14 protein-coding genes and 2 pseudogenes are annotated in these 16,741 nt (G+C 39.2%); 8 read left to right on the top strand and 8 right to left on the bottom strand.

Annotated elements, in window-relative coordinates; translation table 11 throughout:
- Window positions 1–41: 41 nt before the first annotated feature.
- Together gloB and JG479_RS05575 are read left to right on the top strand one after the other, a co-directional pair.
- Window positions 42–817, top strand: a pseudogene (gene gloB, locus JG479_RS05580) (hydroxyacylglutathione hydrolase).
- 155 nt (window positions 818–972) lie between these two features.
- A pseudogene (locus JG479_RS05575) lies at window positions 973–2,549 on the top strand (LysM peptidoglycan-binding domain-containing protein).
- A gap of 69 nt (window positions 2,550–2,618) precedes the next feature.
- Here the strand turns inward: JG479_RS05575 and JG479_RS05570 are convergent.
- From JG479_RS05570 to JG479_RS05560, 3 genes are read right to left on the bottom strand one after another with little or no spacing between them, the layout of a single operon-like run.
- A complete protein-coding gene (locus JG479_RS05570; protein ID WP_200220113.1) occupies window positions 2,619–3,068 on the bottom strand; it encodes a flavodoxin in 450 nt (149 codons plus the stop codon).
- Complete coding sequence (truC, locus tag JG479_RS05565; RefSeq protein ID WP_024593675.1) at window positions 3,068–3,832, bottom strand: tRNA pseudouridine(65) synthase TruC; 765 nt, start codon at window positions 3,830–3,832, stop codon at window positions 3,068–3,070. Before truC ends, JG479_RS05570 begins: the two co-directional genes overlap by 1 nt.
- Window positions 3,825–4,145 (bottom strand): YqcC family protein, encoded by a 321-nt coding sequence (locus tag JG479_RS05560; protein ID WP_002963030.1) that lies wholly within the window; start codon window positions 4,143–4,145, stop codon window positions 3,825–3,827. Before JG479_RS05560 ends, truC begins: the two co-directional genes overlap by 8 nt.
- A gap of 104 nt (window positions 4,146–4,249) precedes the next feature.
- On the opposite strand from JG479_RS05560, the gene JG479_RS05555 reads away from it, so the two are divergent.
- Both JG479_RS05555 and JG479_RS05550 read left to right on the top strand, forming a co-directional pair.
- Window positions 4,250–5,278 (top strand): DUF3549 family protein, encoded by a 1,029-nt coding sequence (locus JG479_RS05555; protein WP_200220112.1) that lies wholly within the window; start codon window positions 4,250–4,252, stop codon window positions 5,276–5,278.
- Window positions 5,279–5,578, top strand: coding sequence for a DUF3301 domain-containing protein (locus JG479_RS05550; RefSeq protein WP_002963032.1), 300 nt, complete (start codon window positions 5,279–5,281; stop codon window positions 5,576–5,578). It begins immediately after the preceding gene.
- 850 nt (window positions 5,579–6,428) lie between these two features.
- Here JG479_RS05550 and JG479_RS05545 read toward each other — a convergent pair.
- A complete protein-coding gene (locus tag JG479_RS05545) occupies window positions 6,429–7,082 on the bottom strand; it encodes a GNAT family N-acetyltransferase (protein ID WP_024597670.1) in 654 nt (217 codons plus the stop codon).
- A 153-nt stretch (window positions 7,083–7,235) separates the two neighbouring features.
- Here JG479_RS05545 and JG479_RS05540 point away from each other — a divergent pair, with 153 nt between their 5' ends.
- From JG479_RS05540 to JG479_RS05530, 3 genes are all read left to right on the top strand, one after another.
- The gene (locus tag JG479_RS05540) at window positions 7,236–7,472 is read left to right on the top strand and encodes a DUF2789 domain-containing protein (protein ID WP_002958240.1); all 237 of its coding nucleotides are present in this window, start codon (window positions 7,236–7,238) and stop codon (window positions 7,470–7,472) included.
- Window positions 7,473–7,568: 96 nt separating this feature from the next.
- Entirely contained in the window at window positions 7,569–7,835 is a 267-nt protein-coding gene (locus tag JG479_RS05535; protein WP_002958241.1) for a hypothetical protein, read from the top strand.
- 13 nt (window positions 7,836–7,848) lie between these two features.
- Complete coding sequence (locus tag JG479_RS05530; protein ID WP_200220111.1) at window positions 7,849–8,622, top strand: Zn-ribbon-containing protein; 774 nt, start codon at window positions 7,849–7,851, stop codon at window positions 8,620–8,622.
- 66 nt (window positions 8,623–8,688) lie between these two features.
- Here JG479_RS05530 and syd read toward each other — a convergent pair whose 3' ends face one another.
- On the bottom strand, window positions 8,689–9,228 hold the full coding sequence (gene syd / locus JG479_RS05525; protein ID WP_200220110.1) for a SecY-interacting protein: 540 nt from the start codon (window positions 9,226–9,228) through the stop codon (window positions 8,689–8,691).
- A 59-nt stretch (window positions 9,229–9,287) separates the two neighbouring features.
- Between syd and queF the strand changes: the two genes are divergently transcribed.
- Window positions 9,288–10,133 (top strand): NADPH-dependent 7-cyano-7-deazaguanine reductase QueF, encoded by an 846-nt coding sequence (gene queF / locus JG479_RS05520; RefSeq protein ID WP_039488544.1) that lies wholly within the window; start codon window positions 9,288–9,290, stop codon window positions 10,131–10,133.
- A gap of 60 nt (window positions 10,134–10,193) precedes the next feature.
- Here queF and JG479_RS05515 read toward each other — a convergent pair whose 3' ends face one another.
- From JG479_RS05515 to JG479_RS05505, 3 genes are read right to left on the bottom strand one after another with little or no spacing between them, the layout of a single operon-like run.
- Window positions 10,194–11,081: a peptidylprolyl isomerase gene (locus tag JG479_RS05515; RefSeq protein ID WP_200220109.1), complete on the bottom strand. Its 888-nt coding sequence runs from the start codon at window positions 11,079–11,081 to the stop codon at window positions 10,194–10,196.
- Window positions 11,082–11,113: 32 nt separating this feature from the next.
- Window positions 11,114–14,803 carry an autotransporter assembly complex protein TamB gene (tamB, locus tag JG479_RS05510; RefSeq protein WP_200220108.1) on the bottom strand — a complete coding sequence of 1,230 codons (3,690 nt, stop codon included), beginning with the start codon at window positions 14,801–14,803 and terminating at the stop codon, window positions 11,114–11,116.
- Entirely contained in the window at window positions 14,803–16,530 is a 1,728-nt protein-coding gene (locus tag JG479_RS05505) for an autotransporter assembly complex protein TamA (RefSeq protein WP_200220107.1), read from the bottom strand. Before JG479_RS05505 ends, tamB begins: the two co-directional genes overlap by 1 nt.
- Window positions 16,531–16,741 lie beyond the last annotated feature (211 nt).

The raw sequence follows: 16,741 nt of genomic DNA, 5'->3' as shown, positions 1-16,741 counted from the left end.
TTATACTATGCGATAAGTGTCACTTTATAGAGCAATTTACCATGGTGCAAGTCAAAGCAATTAAAGCCTTTTCTGATAATTACATTTGGTGTTTAACTACCGATAACAGTAACCAAGCATGGGTAGTCGATCCGTGCCAAGCACATCCCGTATTAACGTACTTAGCTGAGCACAAACTAACGCTTGGTGGCATTTTAATTACGCATCATCACTACGACCACACTGATGGCGTAGCTGAATTAGTTGACGCCTATCCAGATATATCGGTTTATGGCCCTGCAAATAGTCCATTTAAAGGCGTCACTCACGCACTCACTGATGGACAAAGCATCAGTGTACTTAATATTAACTTTACTATTTTAGCAACTCCACGGGCACACGCTTGATCATATTTGTTACACAAATGATGAACTTGCTTTTACAGGCGATACATTATTTAGCGGCGGATGTGGGCGCTTATTTGAAGGCACGCCAGAGCAAATGTGGATATCTTTTAAATAAACTAAGAGAGCTGCCTGCAAGCTGTGTTGTGTATTGCACGCACGAATACACGCAAGCTAATCTTGCCTTTGCCAAAGCAGTTGAACCACGCAATCCAGAACTCCTTGCGTACAGTAAAAAGTAGATGAATTACGCAGTAATAATCAAATTTCTCTACCTACCTCTATTGGACAGGAGCTAAAAATAAATCCATTTATGCGTAGCGATTTGCCAACCATTATAGAGTTAGTGCCCGAGAAATTTATCTCGGTTACAAAAAACAATGAACCTTGGAAAACTTTTTGCGAGTCTGAGACAGTTCAAAGACAATTTTTAATGCAAAAACTAATACTTTAATATTTATTTTATTAGAATCATTAACTTAAGATATAGTGATGATTCTATTTCTGCGTTTTAAAATGTCATTAAGTGGCAATGTTAACTCATAACAGGTAGTATTCGCCGAGTTTTTTACCCGATGTATTGGTATTTATGAATAAATCTCCCTATTAGTAGCCTTGGCGTTAGCGCTAAGTGGTTGTCAAACACTGACAACATTAGAGTCAGACTCTCAAGTTGCCACGCAAGCAAACCAACAACTCGAAGGCGCAAGTCCTAACGACATTAACAATGCATTGATGGTAAACGCACAATATCAGCAAGTTGACTCTGATGAGCAAGAAGCTCCCGTGTTTGATGATGTGTGGGAGCGAATTCGCTACCAACTTTCTATCGAAATACCGCAAAACCGCCCTGTTGTTACTGAACGTAACTATTACGCTCGCCACCAAGCCTATTTAGATCGTATTTCTAAACGTGCAGAACCTTACTTACACTTTATTGTTGAAGAAGTAGAAAAGCGCGAAATGCCAATCGAAATTGCACTACTGCCTATTGTAGAAAGCGCATTTGACCCGTTTGGTTATTCTAATCGCAGCGCATCGGGCATTTGGCAGTTTATGCCTGCAACAGGTGAGCGATTCGATTTGAAACAAAACTGGTGGTACGACGGTCGTCGCGACATAGTGCAGTCGACTCGCGCAGCACTTGACTACTTATCGTATTTACATAAAACACTTGAAGGCGATTGGCTTAACGCGATTGCTGCTTATAATTCAGGTGAAGGGCGCTTGATGCGCGCGATTAAAAAGAAATCGTAAAAAGCATTTACCTACCGATTTTTGGTCTCTTGATTTACCAAGCGAAACAACAGCCTACGTACCAAAGTTATTAGCACTTGCCGATTTATTAAAACGCTCAGATGATTTTAACGTTACATGGCAACCAGTAATTAATACAAGTGGTTGAAGTGGTTGATGTTGGCTCGCAAATAGATTTAGCACTTGCTGCTGATATGGCCGATATGACGCTTACTGAGCTATACAGATTAAACCCCGGTTTTAACCGCTGGGCAACTGATCCTAATGGCCCATTCTTTTATTACTGCCAGTAGATAAAGCAGAGCAATTTAGCCAAAAACTAGCAAACACTGATGTTAAAAACAGATTACGCTGGCAACGTTATATTGTGGCTCGAGGCGACAGCTTATCAGTAATTGCCAAAAAGTTTACAACGAGCTCAAGTGCAATCCGATCGCTTAATAAACTCAAATCAAATACGATTAAAGTAGGCCAAGAATTATTAGTCCCGCTTACTGATGGCGCTATAAATAGCGAGCATTTACCAAAGCAGATGCGTTTAGCTGCTAATAAAGCAACTCGCACAAAGCTTTCGCATACAGTTAAAAGTGGCGACACGTTATGGGACATTAGCCGCGAATATGACGTAACTATGGATGAGTTGGCTAAATGGAATAAGCTAAAGAAAAACTCTGTACTGCGCCTAAATCAAAAACTTACTGTGTATAAGTCAGCTAATAAACCACAAGCAACGGCAAGTACCAACCGTACTATTACATACAAAGTACGCCGTGGTGACTCACTTGCACGTATTGCGTCTAAGTTTAATCTAAGCGTTAACGAAATTATTAAGTGGAATAATTTAGCCGGTCAAAAATACTTACAACCCGCCAAAAGCTAAAACTTAAAGTAGATGTCAGAAGTAGTTAATTTATAAAACTATATTAAAAAAGTAAAAGGAGCGCATGCGCTCCTTTTTAATACTTTAAAATTAAAGTATTAGGCAGGTAATTTTTCCAGCCATGCTTTTAACCAAGGCTCGGCTACCGGCCATGGTTCAAAATCTTCGCATGCATCTATTTCTAGGCGGTTGCCCACAGGCTTTGCTTGTAAATCGCGTAGTAGCTCGTCAAAGCTTCGCCCTGCGCCACAAAATGTATCGCCGTAACATCTGTCACCCATTGCAATTACACCAAACGGTTTACCGGTAAGCATTGGGAAAGTGCTATTCATTGCAAAGTACAATCCGGCCAAATTACCCGGTACATCACCTTGGCCTGTTGTGGAGGTAACAATTAAAATATGCGATGCATTTTTTATATCATCAAGCGATGCTTCTGTAATTACTGTAGCAGTATGACCCGCTTGCTCTATTGTGGCTGCAACTTCATCGCTTAAACGCTCTGCACCGCCATTAACGCTGCCTACAAAAATACTAATATGTGCCATTAATAATCCTTTTCTTGCTCTGGCCAACCTAGCTGCTTACATATTTCAAGCATGTCTTCACCTAGTGGCGCTTTAATTGTTATTGATTCATTACTATAAGGGTGCACAAAACTAAGCTCTGTTGCAAATAACATTAAGCGTCTTAGTTCAAAATGCTCTCTAAAAAATTGATTATGCTGATTATCACCGTGATTTACATCACCAATGATAGGCAGTGATAAGTGTTTTAAGTGTCTGCGAATTTGATGCTTGCGCCCGGTTTTTGGAAAACACTCAACCAACGAGTAACGCACTGTTGGGTACTTACCAATAGGAATAGGCAATGCAACTTGGTGCAAGCAATTAAACTGGGTTTGCGCTTCTTGCGGTGCTTTATCTTGATCTGCAAACTTATCAGCTATTTTATCAAGTTCTTCTTTAAGCGGTTTATCTAAAAATACCGACTCTGGTGCAAAACCGCGCACTAAGGCTAAATAGCGCTTAGCAATGGTACCTTCAATAAATAGCTGGTTCATATCGCGAGCAGCTTCAGAGCTCAATGCAAACAGTAATACGCCCGACGTAGGTCTATCGAGCCTATGTACTGGAAATACATGTTGCCCTAGCTGGTCGCGCAACATTTGCATAGCAAACTGGGTTTCGTGTTTATCTAAAAACGAGCGATGCACTAATAAACCTGAAGGCTTATTTATAGCCACATAGTTTTCATCTTGATACAAAATAGTCAGCTCGCCATATTCAATAGGCGCTGGACGCTCACTCATTTGGTTCTCCTAAAAAGGTATCAAGGGCTGTTAGTAATTCAATTATTTCATCGCTTCCGGCTTTATTCACAAGTGTCATTTGCGCCATAGGGGCAATAGCAAAGTTACGCGGCAGTGGTTGCCTATGTGTTATTAATTGCTGTATTTTTTCAATAAATACAAACTGTAACCACTGCTCAAACGCCATTGTATCGTGACAAAAAGGAGTATTTGAAAGCAGTGCCTCAGCGTCTATTGGCTCACTTTGCCAAAGCGCGTGTTTTTGTAAAAGTGCCGTTAGCTGCACTAAATAAGTTTGGGTTTGCTGGTACATAACCACCCTCTTTTATATATGTAATGCAATTATACCCTGTTCCCTCATAGGCGGCTATGACGTATAATTAATGTAATTTTGCAGTAAAAACAGTTGAGAAAACAATGAGTGATCAAATAGCTACATTAGGTCAGCTTTTAGATGGTGCGGGTACTCAGTGGCGTGCTTTTGATATTGGCAGGCACATTACTAAGCTTGATAAAAAACAATTTTTAGCTATTGAACAAGCTCAAGTGCCTTACCCTTATCCACTTGCTGGTCATGCATGGCTCGCTATTCAATTTTGGGATACTAAAGCCAGTAAAGAACCGTATGTATGGTTTTTAAAATTTCCACTTGATGAGCAAAGTATGCTGGTAAGTGCTAGTCGCGATCACTTTGCTGATATGGTTATTCAAGCGCTAGGCACTGAAATTACAGGCGAACAAGCCGATGGAAAGCTTGATAATAACCCTTATGTTTTTACACCAAACGCAAATAAATTAGCAGCATTTAACGCCCAAGTAAAAGTACTATTAAAACAGCCTGCATCGCAGTATTACGAGCATGCACAACTGTACTTTAGCGGTAAAATTGGTTTTGATAATTGGCAAAGTGTTGCACTACAGGGTATTGCCGATTTTGCACTACGCTTAGACAGCGATACAAACTTAAGTAATCTGCAAAAAGCATGGGCGCATTTACCTATTGAAGTACTACAACCACTCAGTGCCATGCTTGAACACGTTGAAATACCAACATCAATGAGTGAATTACTTGTTGATTACACACAGACCGCAATTAGTAACAACGACACAGTGGCTATAACCGCAGCACTAAGATCAGCTTCAAAAGGTCAAGCTCAAGGGTTATGCGCTCAATTAGTCGATACTGTACTAAGCTCACCAGTGAGGCACGACTCTGACGTGTTACTAACAATAGCTGGGCGGTGTTTTAAGCAATTAGAGAACCCTGAACGCTTACATGTATTTATGGATAATTGCGCGCATCATCAAAAAATTGAAGAATTGTTTCCAAGTATTTTTGCTGACTTAGTTGCAATACCGACTATTCGCCCGCATTTATTAGGCTTATTACGTAAAGAAAATCGTAGCGAAACCCTCGCGCGTGCAATTGGAAGGTTATTCTCTTAAATGGCAAGTTTATGGACGTTCATACTTATTGGTAGTGTAATTTACTTATTTTGGCTTAACCGAAAGGTTGCTGAAGCGGCGAACGTTCATGCTAAACGTCAAAGTGAGCAATTGCAGGTGCAGTTGATGAGTGTTGCATGCACAAAACGCCGCTTTGGTTTTTTAAAAAACGGCAAGCCAGGCATCAAAAGTGAATTTATATTTGAATTTTCAAGCGATGGTGAAAATGCTTATCAAGGTGTGTTAATTATGGAAAATGAGTTTTTGAAAAGTGTGGTTGTTCCACCGCATAAAATATAAAACTGAATATACTTTAAGAGTATGTGTCTTAAATTAATAAATTTAATTCAACACAAAAAACTAAGGCGTAACTAAAGTTACGCCCCAATTGGACTGCATCCTGCTAGATATCCATTATCTTAAATCCGTATTATCATCCCCTGAACGAGTAAACAACCTTGTTTACCCTCACATTGCATCCTGCAATATCCATGGCCACCTTGGCAAACCCACGAAATCTATCGTTTGGCTACATCTGTAGCATCATCCTTGGTAATCCTTTTAAGTAGCTCCTGCCACTTTTGCATCCTGCAATATCCATAGCCATCTTGGCAAACCCACGAAATCTATCGTTTGGCTACGTCCCGTAGCATCATCCCTGGTAATCCTTTAAAGTAGCTCCTGCCACTTTTTGCATCCTGCAATGTCCACTTGCCATCTTGGCAGTCCTGCGTAAACTAACGCTCTTGCTACTTCCTGTAGCGTCATCCGTGATTATCCTAAAGTAACTCCTAGCTACTAAGTGCTTCATGCACTTCCTTATTCTTCCTTGTATCCGTTTTAGCTTGTCCTTTATGCTTCCTGCTAGCGTCTGCTATGTTGCCTATTCCGTATCCTTGGCAGTAACTCAATCATTGAGCTATGTCGTCTTGACAAAGAGAAGTTTAAAGCAATCAGGGGGGAGAAATAGGACTTAACATTAAATAAATAAACGTCACAAAAATGAAAAAACAAAATAAACAATGCAGAACAATAACTTAGAACAAAAAAGGCTACTTATTAGCAGCCTTTAAGTGACAATGCTTACGATGATGTGAGATATATCTCACGGTCTTATGTCCGTTTGGGCGCATTGGCTTACATTATAATTTTAAATAGTTGGCTCAATTATTGATTTAAACAGTAACTCGCCCTCTACTTGGTTAAAAGTAAGGTGTTTAAATGCTTCAAACTTTTCAGTTTTAAAAAATTCAATGTGCTCCTTACGTGTTACAAATACAGCCATCCCTGTTGACTCAGCGTTACATTTAACTAAGTCGTCAAGCCCGCGTAGTAAGTAACGACCAAAGCCTTGTCCATGAAAATGTGGATCTACGGCAATAAAAGCTAAAAAATAGTAATTGCCTTTTTGTTTAAGGGCGTCTCTAATTGTTTGTTCTTTATCTATTAATTGATTTGTTTGTAAGTAGCCCGCACTCAGCATTAATTTTAAACGCCAGTGCCAATAACGCTGCGCTTGTAATTGGCTATTAGATTCAAATACACACGCTACTGCTTTTAATTTATCGTTGCGGTATAAACCAATTAATGGCTGTTTTTCTTGCCAAAAACTACTGAGCTCTTCGCGAATTAATGATCGTAATTTTTTTTCGTAAACTGATTTATTTTCGTCATTGTAGCTAAGCATGTTTAGTAATACAGGATCGTCATGATAAGCCTGATAAATTAGGCTCGCTGCAGTACTAATATCTTCTGCAGCTAAATACTGTACGCTGAACGTATCAGCTGGTGTGGTTACACTCATTGTATTTCCTTTATTATTTTAGCTATAGGCTGTTTAACTTTAAACCTAACTATATACCTAAAATTATTAACCGTAAATTCAGCGAGAGTTTAACTAGCAGGAGGTACAGTTAGGTACTAGTATGAATTTTCATTCATTTAAAGGAGCAATATCATGGATACGACAAAACACGACATTAACACACTTTTTGCACAGCTTGGATTACCAAATAGTGATGAGCAAATAGATGCATTTATTGCCTCACATGAATTAGAAGACACAACACTACTCCAAGAAGCTTCTTTTTGGGATGAGGCACAACAGCACTTTTTAGCTGAATCCCTTGCACAAGACGGTGATTGGAGTGAAGTAATTGACGAGTTAGATGTACGCATTCGTCAAAGTAAGTAATTTTATTTAATGTACCCTCCCTTATTTATTGCTAACATAGCATCTGCGCAGCATTTATATGCTGCGTATTTATTTTATTAAAGAGTTATATATCTAATGAATTCAGTTGTATTTGATGCAATCAAAGCCCTTCTCGATGAAGGCAAAACCCCTACTGTAGCACTAACTAAAAGCCGTTTGGCGCAACCGGTTCCAATGCCGATGATTATTGCAGCAGTAAGCCAATATAAAAACAATCCTGATTCAATTAATAACTTCATGAGAAACCCACAGCAGCCAGATAATACTGAGCTTAAAACAAGTCAATTAGATAGAATTGAGCAAAAACTCGATAAACTTCTTGCGCTGCTAGAACAAAAATAATTTGAGACTATAAATGTTCGTTGTTGATTTAACTTTTGATTGCTACCAAGACACCACCCTAGAACAAGCCGAACACGCAATAAATCGCTTAGTAAATGCACTGCGTTTTAATGGTCAAATAATGGGAGAAGAATTTCCAACCGTTTTAAAAGATGGATTTTTTATTACCCGCGTAATGTGCCCTACTGAAGATGCAATGCACCCGCTAAATAACAGCCCGTTTGTTAAGCACAGTATCGAAAAGTTACATAGTGCTGGGCTACTTGCGCCAAAAGTAAAAGTGATCGGACAAGATATTCACTCCAACGGCGCTGATTGCTGTAAAGAACCATCAAGTTATATTTTATATACAACCTATGTGCACACGTGCAGCCCGCTTTATTGTGGTGATGACTTTTTGCCTGTGCCGCTATTTCGTATTCCGGCAATTGCTAATGGTGACTATAAAACGCTTATAAAATGGCAAGAAGATTGGCAAGCCTGCGATCAAATTCAAATTAATGGCGCAACCCGTTGTGAATTTCCGGCGCTTGAAGAAATATCGAGTATCCAAAGCGACTTATACAGACGCGGAAAAGACATAACAAAACGGATTAGTTTTTTAACTAAAAAACCAACCTATTATTATTTATACCGTGTAGGCGGGGTAGATAAAGCGTCTGAACTTGAACGAAAATGCCCTAGTTGTAATGGCGACTGGAAATTACCTGAATCGTGGTTTGGGTTATTCGACTTTAGGTGTGAGCCATGTGGCTTAGTGTCTAATATATCGTGGGATTTTCAGTAATTACACTAAATTAATGAGCAACAATAGCTTGGTGCTAACTGCACCGAGCTGATTGTTGAATAGACTCTAAACCTCTAATGCCTTTAAAAAAGCATTAATGTTAGGTGCAAGTACATGATGTGTTTTTTTGCCGACAAACTCTAAACATACTTCACCAGTGTGCAGCAATACACTTACTAGTAAATCATCTTGATCTGTTAAACCAATAAATACTGTTTCTGGCTGCTTGAGCTTGCGTTTCATTAAAACGTGGCCCGTTATATTTTGCTGTAGCAAATTAAAGTCTTCTTCGTTCCATGCTTGTAGTAATTCAACCCGATGCCCATCAATACTTGCTAAAATACTTCCACCGTACATATGTCCGTATAGCTCGCTAAGCTCTTTTGAAAACTCAAGCTCAAGTGCACTGGCTAAATCATTAAGCGAACCTGCAGGTTGCTGACGCGCCCCCTGCCATTGAATGTTTCCTTGCTCGTCAACCTCACCAACTTCACATGGGCTTGGCCATTGCTCGTCGTGCGCAATAAGTGGGTACTTTGTAGTGCTTTTAAGGGTATTTTCGCTAAATGTTTGATGAAGTTGTTCTATAAGCAATGCAACAGACATACTGTGAAACTCATTTAAATTAGATATAATGTCCCTATTGTAACTATTTAAGAGCAAACATGACAGATTACAGCAATTCTCCAGACCTTAAAGGTAGCGTATTAGGCCAATCTACTGAGTATGTAGATGTGTACACGCCAAGCTTGCTTTTCCCTATTGCGCGCAAACTAAATCGTGATGCTTTAAATATTGACGAAGCTGAGCTTCCATTTAAAGGCCAAGACATTTGGACAGGTTACGAGCTTTCATGGCTAAACAATAAAGGTAAACCGCAAGTTGCCGTAGCCTTATTTACCTTTGAATGCCAAAGCAGCCATATTATTGAGTCAAAGTCGTTTAAACTTTATTTAAATAGCTTTAACCAAACCCGATTTGAAAGCATTGATGTAGTAAAACAGCACTTAATTGATGACTTATCAAACGCGGTTAACAGCCCTGTCAAAGTGACTTTATATAATCCTGATGATTACAATTGCTTACCGTGTACAGCGCTGCCTGGTGAATGTATTGATGATTTAGATATTGAAATTAATAATTACGATATTGATGCTAATTCACTTAAAGCAAAAAGTGATGAAGTAGTTACTGAAACGCTCTACAGCCATTTACTTAAATCGAACTGTTTAATTACCTCCCAGCCTGACTGGGCAAGTGTAATTATACGATACACAGGCGAGCAAATATGCCGTGAGTCGTTATTGCGTTATTTAATTTCGTTCAGAACACATAACGAATTTCATGAGCAGTGTGTTGAACGTATTTATAGCGATTTAACAACACAACTTAATATTAAAGAGTTAGAGGTTTACGCGCGTTATACTCGTCGCGGCGGGCTTGATATAAACCCGTATCGCTCTACACATTATAACGATACGCCATTTGCAGTTAAAATTAATCGTCAGTAGGTTATTTTAAACTGGAATATGAGTATTAAAAAAAGGAGCCTAGGCTCCTTTTTATATTTTTTAATTAACTTCGCGCTTAGTGGGTATGGGCATACCACACACATCAACGTAGTTGTGTGCTTTAACAAACCATGGTTCAACACGGTTTTTACGAGCACTGATTAAGTTTTTAAACACCGATGAGTTTGTTTTCATCACTTTAAATATACTTTTATCACTTTGTACATCGCCAAGGACTTGTATATTAGTAATTGGGTTAAATGCTTTTCCTTCAGTTGGTGTGCGCGCTAAACGGTTAAAATGCTCTATACCTTCTAGCACTCGACCAAACACCGTAATATTTTTATCAAGGTAGCGCGGGCCTTGCCCTATTGTTACAAAAAACTCCGTGCTCGCACTATTTATATCGTTATCGCGCGCCATTGCAAACACGCCACTACAATGCACTTGCCATGTTTGCGTATGTGCTGAGTTTTGAGCTACTGCAAAGCCGTTTAAAAAGCCGGTAACTGGTGCATATCCGTCGCCATTTAGCTCAGTAATTAAAAGTGGTTTGTTTGTTGTTAAATAAAACTCAGCAGGGACTGTTTTATCTGCCGTTTTAATTAACTTTTTACCCGAGCTGTCGCCACCTTGCGCTACAAAACCCTCAACAAACCGATAAACGCTGGTATTTTTATAAAACCCTTCTCGTGCTAACTTTTTAATATTTTGAACGTGCTTTGGGGCAAGCTGTTCATTAAGCTCAATGTACGCATCGCCCGTTGGCAGCGTTATCTTTAAAATATTTTGAGCGTTCACTACTCGCCAGTCATTGTCTGTTGCACTCGCAATTACCTCACTCGCGCTCAATAAAGGTAGCTCTTGATTAGCAACATCATCACCGAGTTGTTGGGCACAACCGCTTAATAAAACACTAAGCAGAGCTGGCAATATAATTTTTTTCATCACTCATATCCTTATAATTATTATAGTTTTGGTTATTCCCAGTCAAACTTATATAGCACATCAACATTTTGGTATAGCCCGCTCGTTATTTCTATGTATAACTGTGAAAGTAACTGATATCGCACAGCCACTTCACTGAGCGAATCAAATACACCCACGCTATATTTAACTTGTAAGCTGGGTGCTACGTAACCTGATATTTCTACTTTGGTGCTATCGCCACTACCTGATGAGCTTAAACTTACATCTGATAACCCAAAGGTTTCACCTACCTTAGAAACAACCCCTTCGCTGCGGCTAACACCTTGAGAGAGCAATAACTGCGTAAGCATAGCATCGCTTGACGAACTTTCTCCATCACCTAAAGGTTGGCCATTAAGTAAATATGCGAGTGCTTGTGCTTGATCCATCGCAGGCTCAGAAAATATTTTAAGCGTTGGTTGTTCAACATTACCCGTGAGCGTAACCCCTGCAATCACACCGTTTGCAGTCGTATCTGGGTTACGTATTGCTTTAATATTTAAAAATGGTTGTTCAATTGAACCGCTAAAACCGACTTGCCCGGTGCTGATTATTAAATCTTGCCCAAAGGCTAAGTAAGTACCTTCAATTAAGTTAAGCTCACCTGTGGCTATAATTGGCGCACCTTGACTCATTTTTATCGCTAAATCACCCGCAACTTTTGATTCCAAGCCAAACGACTCTACTTTTACATCGTTTTTAACAATCACTTTTAAATCTATGTCGTAATCAAACGGGACTGTCTCGGTGGCCTCAGTTTTTTGATCAACAATAATTTCATCATCGCTAACTTGCACCGCGCCCTCTGGGAGCTCTTCAATCATTATACGACCGTAAGGCACAATTACCTCACCAGCAAGCTTGAGTGCATTATTAGCCAAGCCTATTTTTAAATCCGGCGATACTTTAAAAGTAACCCCTTGCTGCGCGCGTACATAAAACTGCTCGCCAACTACCGCAACATTTACAGCAGGTTGCGCACCTTGCCAATCAACGTCACCGGTGAGATTTATTTTACCGCCCTGATTGTCGTTTAAGTTGCCTTTTATTGTGGCTGTTGTTTTATCAAACAATACGTTTATATTTGATTTTTGCAGCGCTATAGGTAATTGCTCGCCCTCTAAACTAATATCGCTCACATTAAGCTCGCCATTTAATAAAGGATCTTTTAACGTACCAGCTAACGCGACTTTTCCGCTAATATCACCTTTTAACTGCTCGAGGGTTTCAAGAAATGGTTGTAAGTCTGAAAGGAGTATTTTATCAATATTAATAGTGCCGTTAAGCGCTTGCGTATTTTGTATGTCGTCAATATCAATTTGTGTGTTTATTTTACCAAGCACACTTGATTCTAAATTAGCTTCAAGCTTGCCAACTTGAGAGTCAGAAAATGCACTAACAGTTAGAGTTTCGATTGGTAATTTAAAACGATCTTCTTCCGAGGTAAGCACCGCTTCTAAGTCGCTAGAATCGATATTTGCGCGTAATGTTTTAAGCGCACCGCTTTGCCAATTAAGTGCAACATCGCCAGCTATATTACCGCGAGTACGAATGCTATTAGGTAAAAAGTGCTTAAGCTCCTCAAGAGCTAAATTGCTTAGTTTAGCATTTAGCTGACCGAGGTTTTTTGACTGCGCTAAGGTGTCTATGCACAATTTACTTTGCTCAGATGCCCAACAATGTGCACTTACATCAAAGTCGCCACTTTGCGTATTAACCATAATGGCAATATTTTTAGTATTACTAAAACTAAGCTTTTTATCGCTGAGCGTTACATTACTAAGCTCGCCATTCCAAGTGGTATTATTAATTTTGCCATTAACTTCAAGCTCTACACTGCCTTGCTCGGCATCTACAGATGCCGTAAGTTGATGATCTGTTTTATCCCCGCTAATATCAATTTTAACGCTATTAATTTGCTGTTCGGCCACAAGCGCCGAACCAACACTTACCGAAACATCGGTTTGCCAATCGGCTGCGGTATCTAACTGCCCTTTTACTGATAATTTATTAATGTTTATTTCATCAAAAATAAAGCGATCGAGTATTAGTGCTAAATCAACAGAGGGCGTTAACCTTTCCCCCCTTACTTTTAAATTTGCGTTGCCGTCAGCAGTAAATGGAATATTAGCTTTTTCATCACTTTTTAGCGTTACTTTGCCATCAACCTGCCAAGTATCACCAACTTGCCCGCTTAGTGATAATTTATTGGTGCCGCTACTTAAATAAAAGCTATCAATATTAGCTTTTAACGTGTTGTCGAGCTTAAAGTTCGAGGCAAATTCTAGTGGCACGTCGTTAAGTAATCCGTTTAACTTTGTATTATTCATTTGTAGCTGCCACTTGTCGTCAGCTGCACTAAACGAGCCTTTAAACTGTCCCGAAATATCACTGGTAACGGCATCAGTTAAGTACTGCGCTTTTAAGTTAGCAAGCGTGCCATTAAAGTTAGCCTGTATGCCTTTTTGCCAATCAACATTGGCTTTTATAGTTGCACTGCTTTCGTTTGCTTTAATGCTTAGCGCTTGTAAAGTTGCTTTGGTGAGACTGCCTTTTAATTGGGTATTTAAGTCAACAGCTGGGTACGCGCCTAATTGGCTATTCCCCTGCAGGCTAAGCTGATAATCGTCGGCGTTACCTTGTGCATTGAGGCTTACATTTCGCACTTTAAGCTCATTACTTTGTGCATCAATAAGCCACTGTTTAATTTTGCCATTTAACTCAAACGGATAGTTTTTTTGCTTTAAATTTGCCGTTGCCGTTAAACTAAGCGGATATTGTCCCTGCGTTTCTAAATTTAGGTTTAAGTTTGATAAGTCTCCATTCAACTGCAAATTAGCTTGGTGCTCATCACTTTGTAAAACAACATCCCCTTTTACGGGCAAATTTCCTGCAAGCTCAGCGTTAAGATGCGTATTAAGCTGCCACTGCTCATACTTTGCTGAGAATGACTCTAAATTAATAACCGCATCTTCCACACTTAATTGCAGCGAGATGTTTTCAATAACATGCTGGGCTTCGTTTTGCTCAATCGTAATGTTAGCAATTTCAAAGTCTTCAACAACTAAATCAAGTGGCGAAGTAAATTCTATATTAGGTAATGCGGGTAGGTGCGTTAAAGGCGCTTGAGTATTTTGCGCCGTTAGTGTTTTCGCATCTTGTTCTTGCTCTTTTAAAGCAACAAGTATGGTGGGAATATTCAGGCTTTTAACCGTCAGCTTTGAACCATCTGCTTTTGCTGAGAGTTTAAAGTTATTAACGCTTACGTTTGCACTTGGGTGCTCTAGAGTAAATTTATTGATCGCAATGTTTTTTACAGCAATATTAAAAGGTAAGCTGATTTTTTCAAGCGGCTCTGCAGCGGCTTCTTCTTGTGACTCTGTAGTTTTTGGTAATGTTAAATTTATAGATTTAGCACTTAAGTTATCTATACAAATTCCATCGCACTGCCACCAAAACAAATCAATTTTCAATTGTTGTGCATTAAAATCCAATCCGTTGCTAGTAAAGCGCACATTAAAGGCATCATTATAAATAAAACGGCCATCTTTAATTTCGATATGTAGTCCATCTACCGCTTTGTTTGCACTATAAGCAATAAATTGATTACCGGGTGCGGTAAATAACAAACAAAATAGTGCGACAACTAACGTGACAAACATAGCACTTACGGCGGCTGTTATCTTTTTTAATACTGACATTAAATTTCTGGCCCTATGGTAATACTTAAACGTGTGCTTTTACTTTCTTTTGTTAATCCCCAAGCGTGGTCTATACGCACTGGGCCAACGGGTGTTAAATAGCGAAAACCAAAACCAGCGCCTACTTCAAAATCATCAGAAAAATCATTCGTCGCAGTACCACCGTCAACAAATAAAGCTGCGCGCCAGTTTTGAGCAAACTGATAGTTGTACTCTATTGTACTGGTTAGTAAATATTTACCACCGATGAGGTCGCCATCATCATTTTTTGGCGATATTGATTGATACGCAAAACCGCGAACACTTTGATCGCCACCTGCGTAAAAACGCAGTGAGTAAGGTACGTTTTCAATATCATCAACAAGCATTGCACCAACATTTGCTTTTAAAAACACTAAATGCTTATCTAAGTATGTACGTAACCACGCATGTTGCATTTGCACCCTAATCAGATTAGTACTCGAAAGCACATCATCTAAACCAAACTCAGCAGATATAAGCCACTGCTCTCCCCAGTATGGAGTCGTGCCGCCTTTTGATTTTTTGCGGGCGTAGCTAATGCCCGGCATTAACATTTCGGTGCTTTCTTCCTCTTCATCACCGATGCGGTAGGTTTCTTGGTCGCGGCGTAAAAATGCTGTACGCACCCACTTATTTTCGGTTAACCATTGGCGCTGAATTTGCCCCGTGAGTATTTCACTGTAGGTATCGTTTGTTAGTTCATCCTCTAATTTATATCCAGCAGAAAAACGCCATAAATCATCATTCGGATCATCAACTGGAATGGTATAAGCCATGGAAATATCTTGCTGCTTTTGCGCCACATTTAAATTAGTTTCGAGATAATGGCCGTCTTCTGTGATCCACGGTTTACTCCATTTAAAACGCACTTTGGGCCCTAAGTCAGTACTAAAGCCGCCGCCAATTTCATAGCTATTTGCAGGCTTGTGCAACACATCTACCTTAATAGGTACTTGGCCATTTTTACGCGCAGCAATATCGGCGTAAACGCGAACGCTTGCAAAATAAGGGGTGCTTGATAAATCCAAATTATAGTCAGCAATATGTGTTGATTTATAAGGTTGACCTTGAGTAAAAGGCGCAAGCGAGCGTATGTATTTTTCAGCAGGCGTATTACTGGCAATTTTTATATCGCCAAACTGATATCTAACCCCAGTATCAATTACAAAAGTAATAACAGCACTATTTTTCTTAAGTGACACTTCTAATTTGCGCGCTGGCCACTTTGCATCAAAATAGCCAAGTTCCAATAGCATAGATTCTAGTTTTTTATGAGCAGAGTCGTATCTACCATGATTTAAAACATCACCTTGTTTTAAGTTGGTATTTTTAATTAATGCCTGTAATTGAGTATCATTTTGGCCATCGCCGTTTAGCGTAATATTAATTGCTTCTATGCGAGTTGCAGGACCTCGCTCAACTTTAACAATTAGCTCGCTGTCGTCTTTATCATAAATAACCTCGACGGTCGGGCTATAATAGCCAAGAGCTTTGATGCTATTTTGTACTTGTTTTTGAGCATAACGGCGAAGTGTACGGGTTGGTTTTTCACCAATTAATTGCTTGAGATAAAGGGCTACGTTATTTTCTAAATCGCCACTTAACCCTTTAATTTCGTAATCTTCTATGACTTTTTCTGCCGCATAGCTATTTGTCGCAATTAAAGCGCTCACAACACATATGCAACGTAAAAACTTAATAAACAAGTAAATATCCTTACTTTTAATATCTTACATAAAACTGGCTGATTACGCGCATATTAGCATAGCCATAATGAGCAACACATTAACTTAATGACAATCTAACGCGTAAATTTAACTTTGAATAAGTATCAGCATAATTAAAATTAGTACGCGTTAAGACAATATTTTAGTTACAATAGTGCCTACGAATAAAAAATTAATTTTAAATGAGTTT

The sequence above is a fragment of the Pseudoalteromonas sp. LC2018020214 genome (genome assembly GCF_016598755.1).
GTDB classification, from domain to species: Bacteria; Pseudomonadota; Gammaproteobacteria; order Enterobacterales; family Alteromonadaceae; genus Pseudoalteromonas; species Pseudoalteromonas distincta.
The sequence above is the reverse complement of the archived record's forward strand: the minus strand, read 5'-3'. Positions and strand labels throughout refer to the sequence as shown.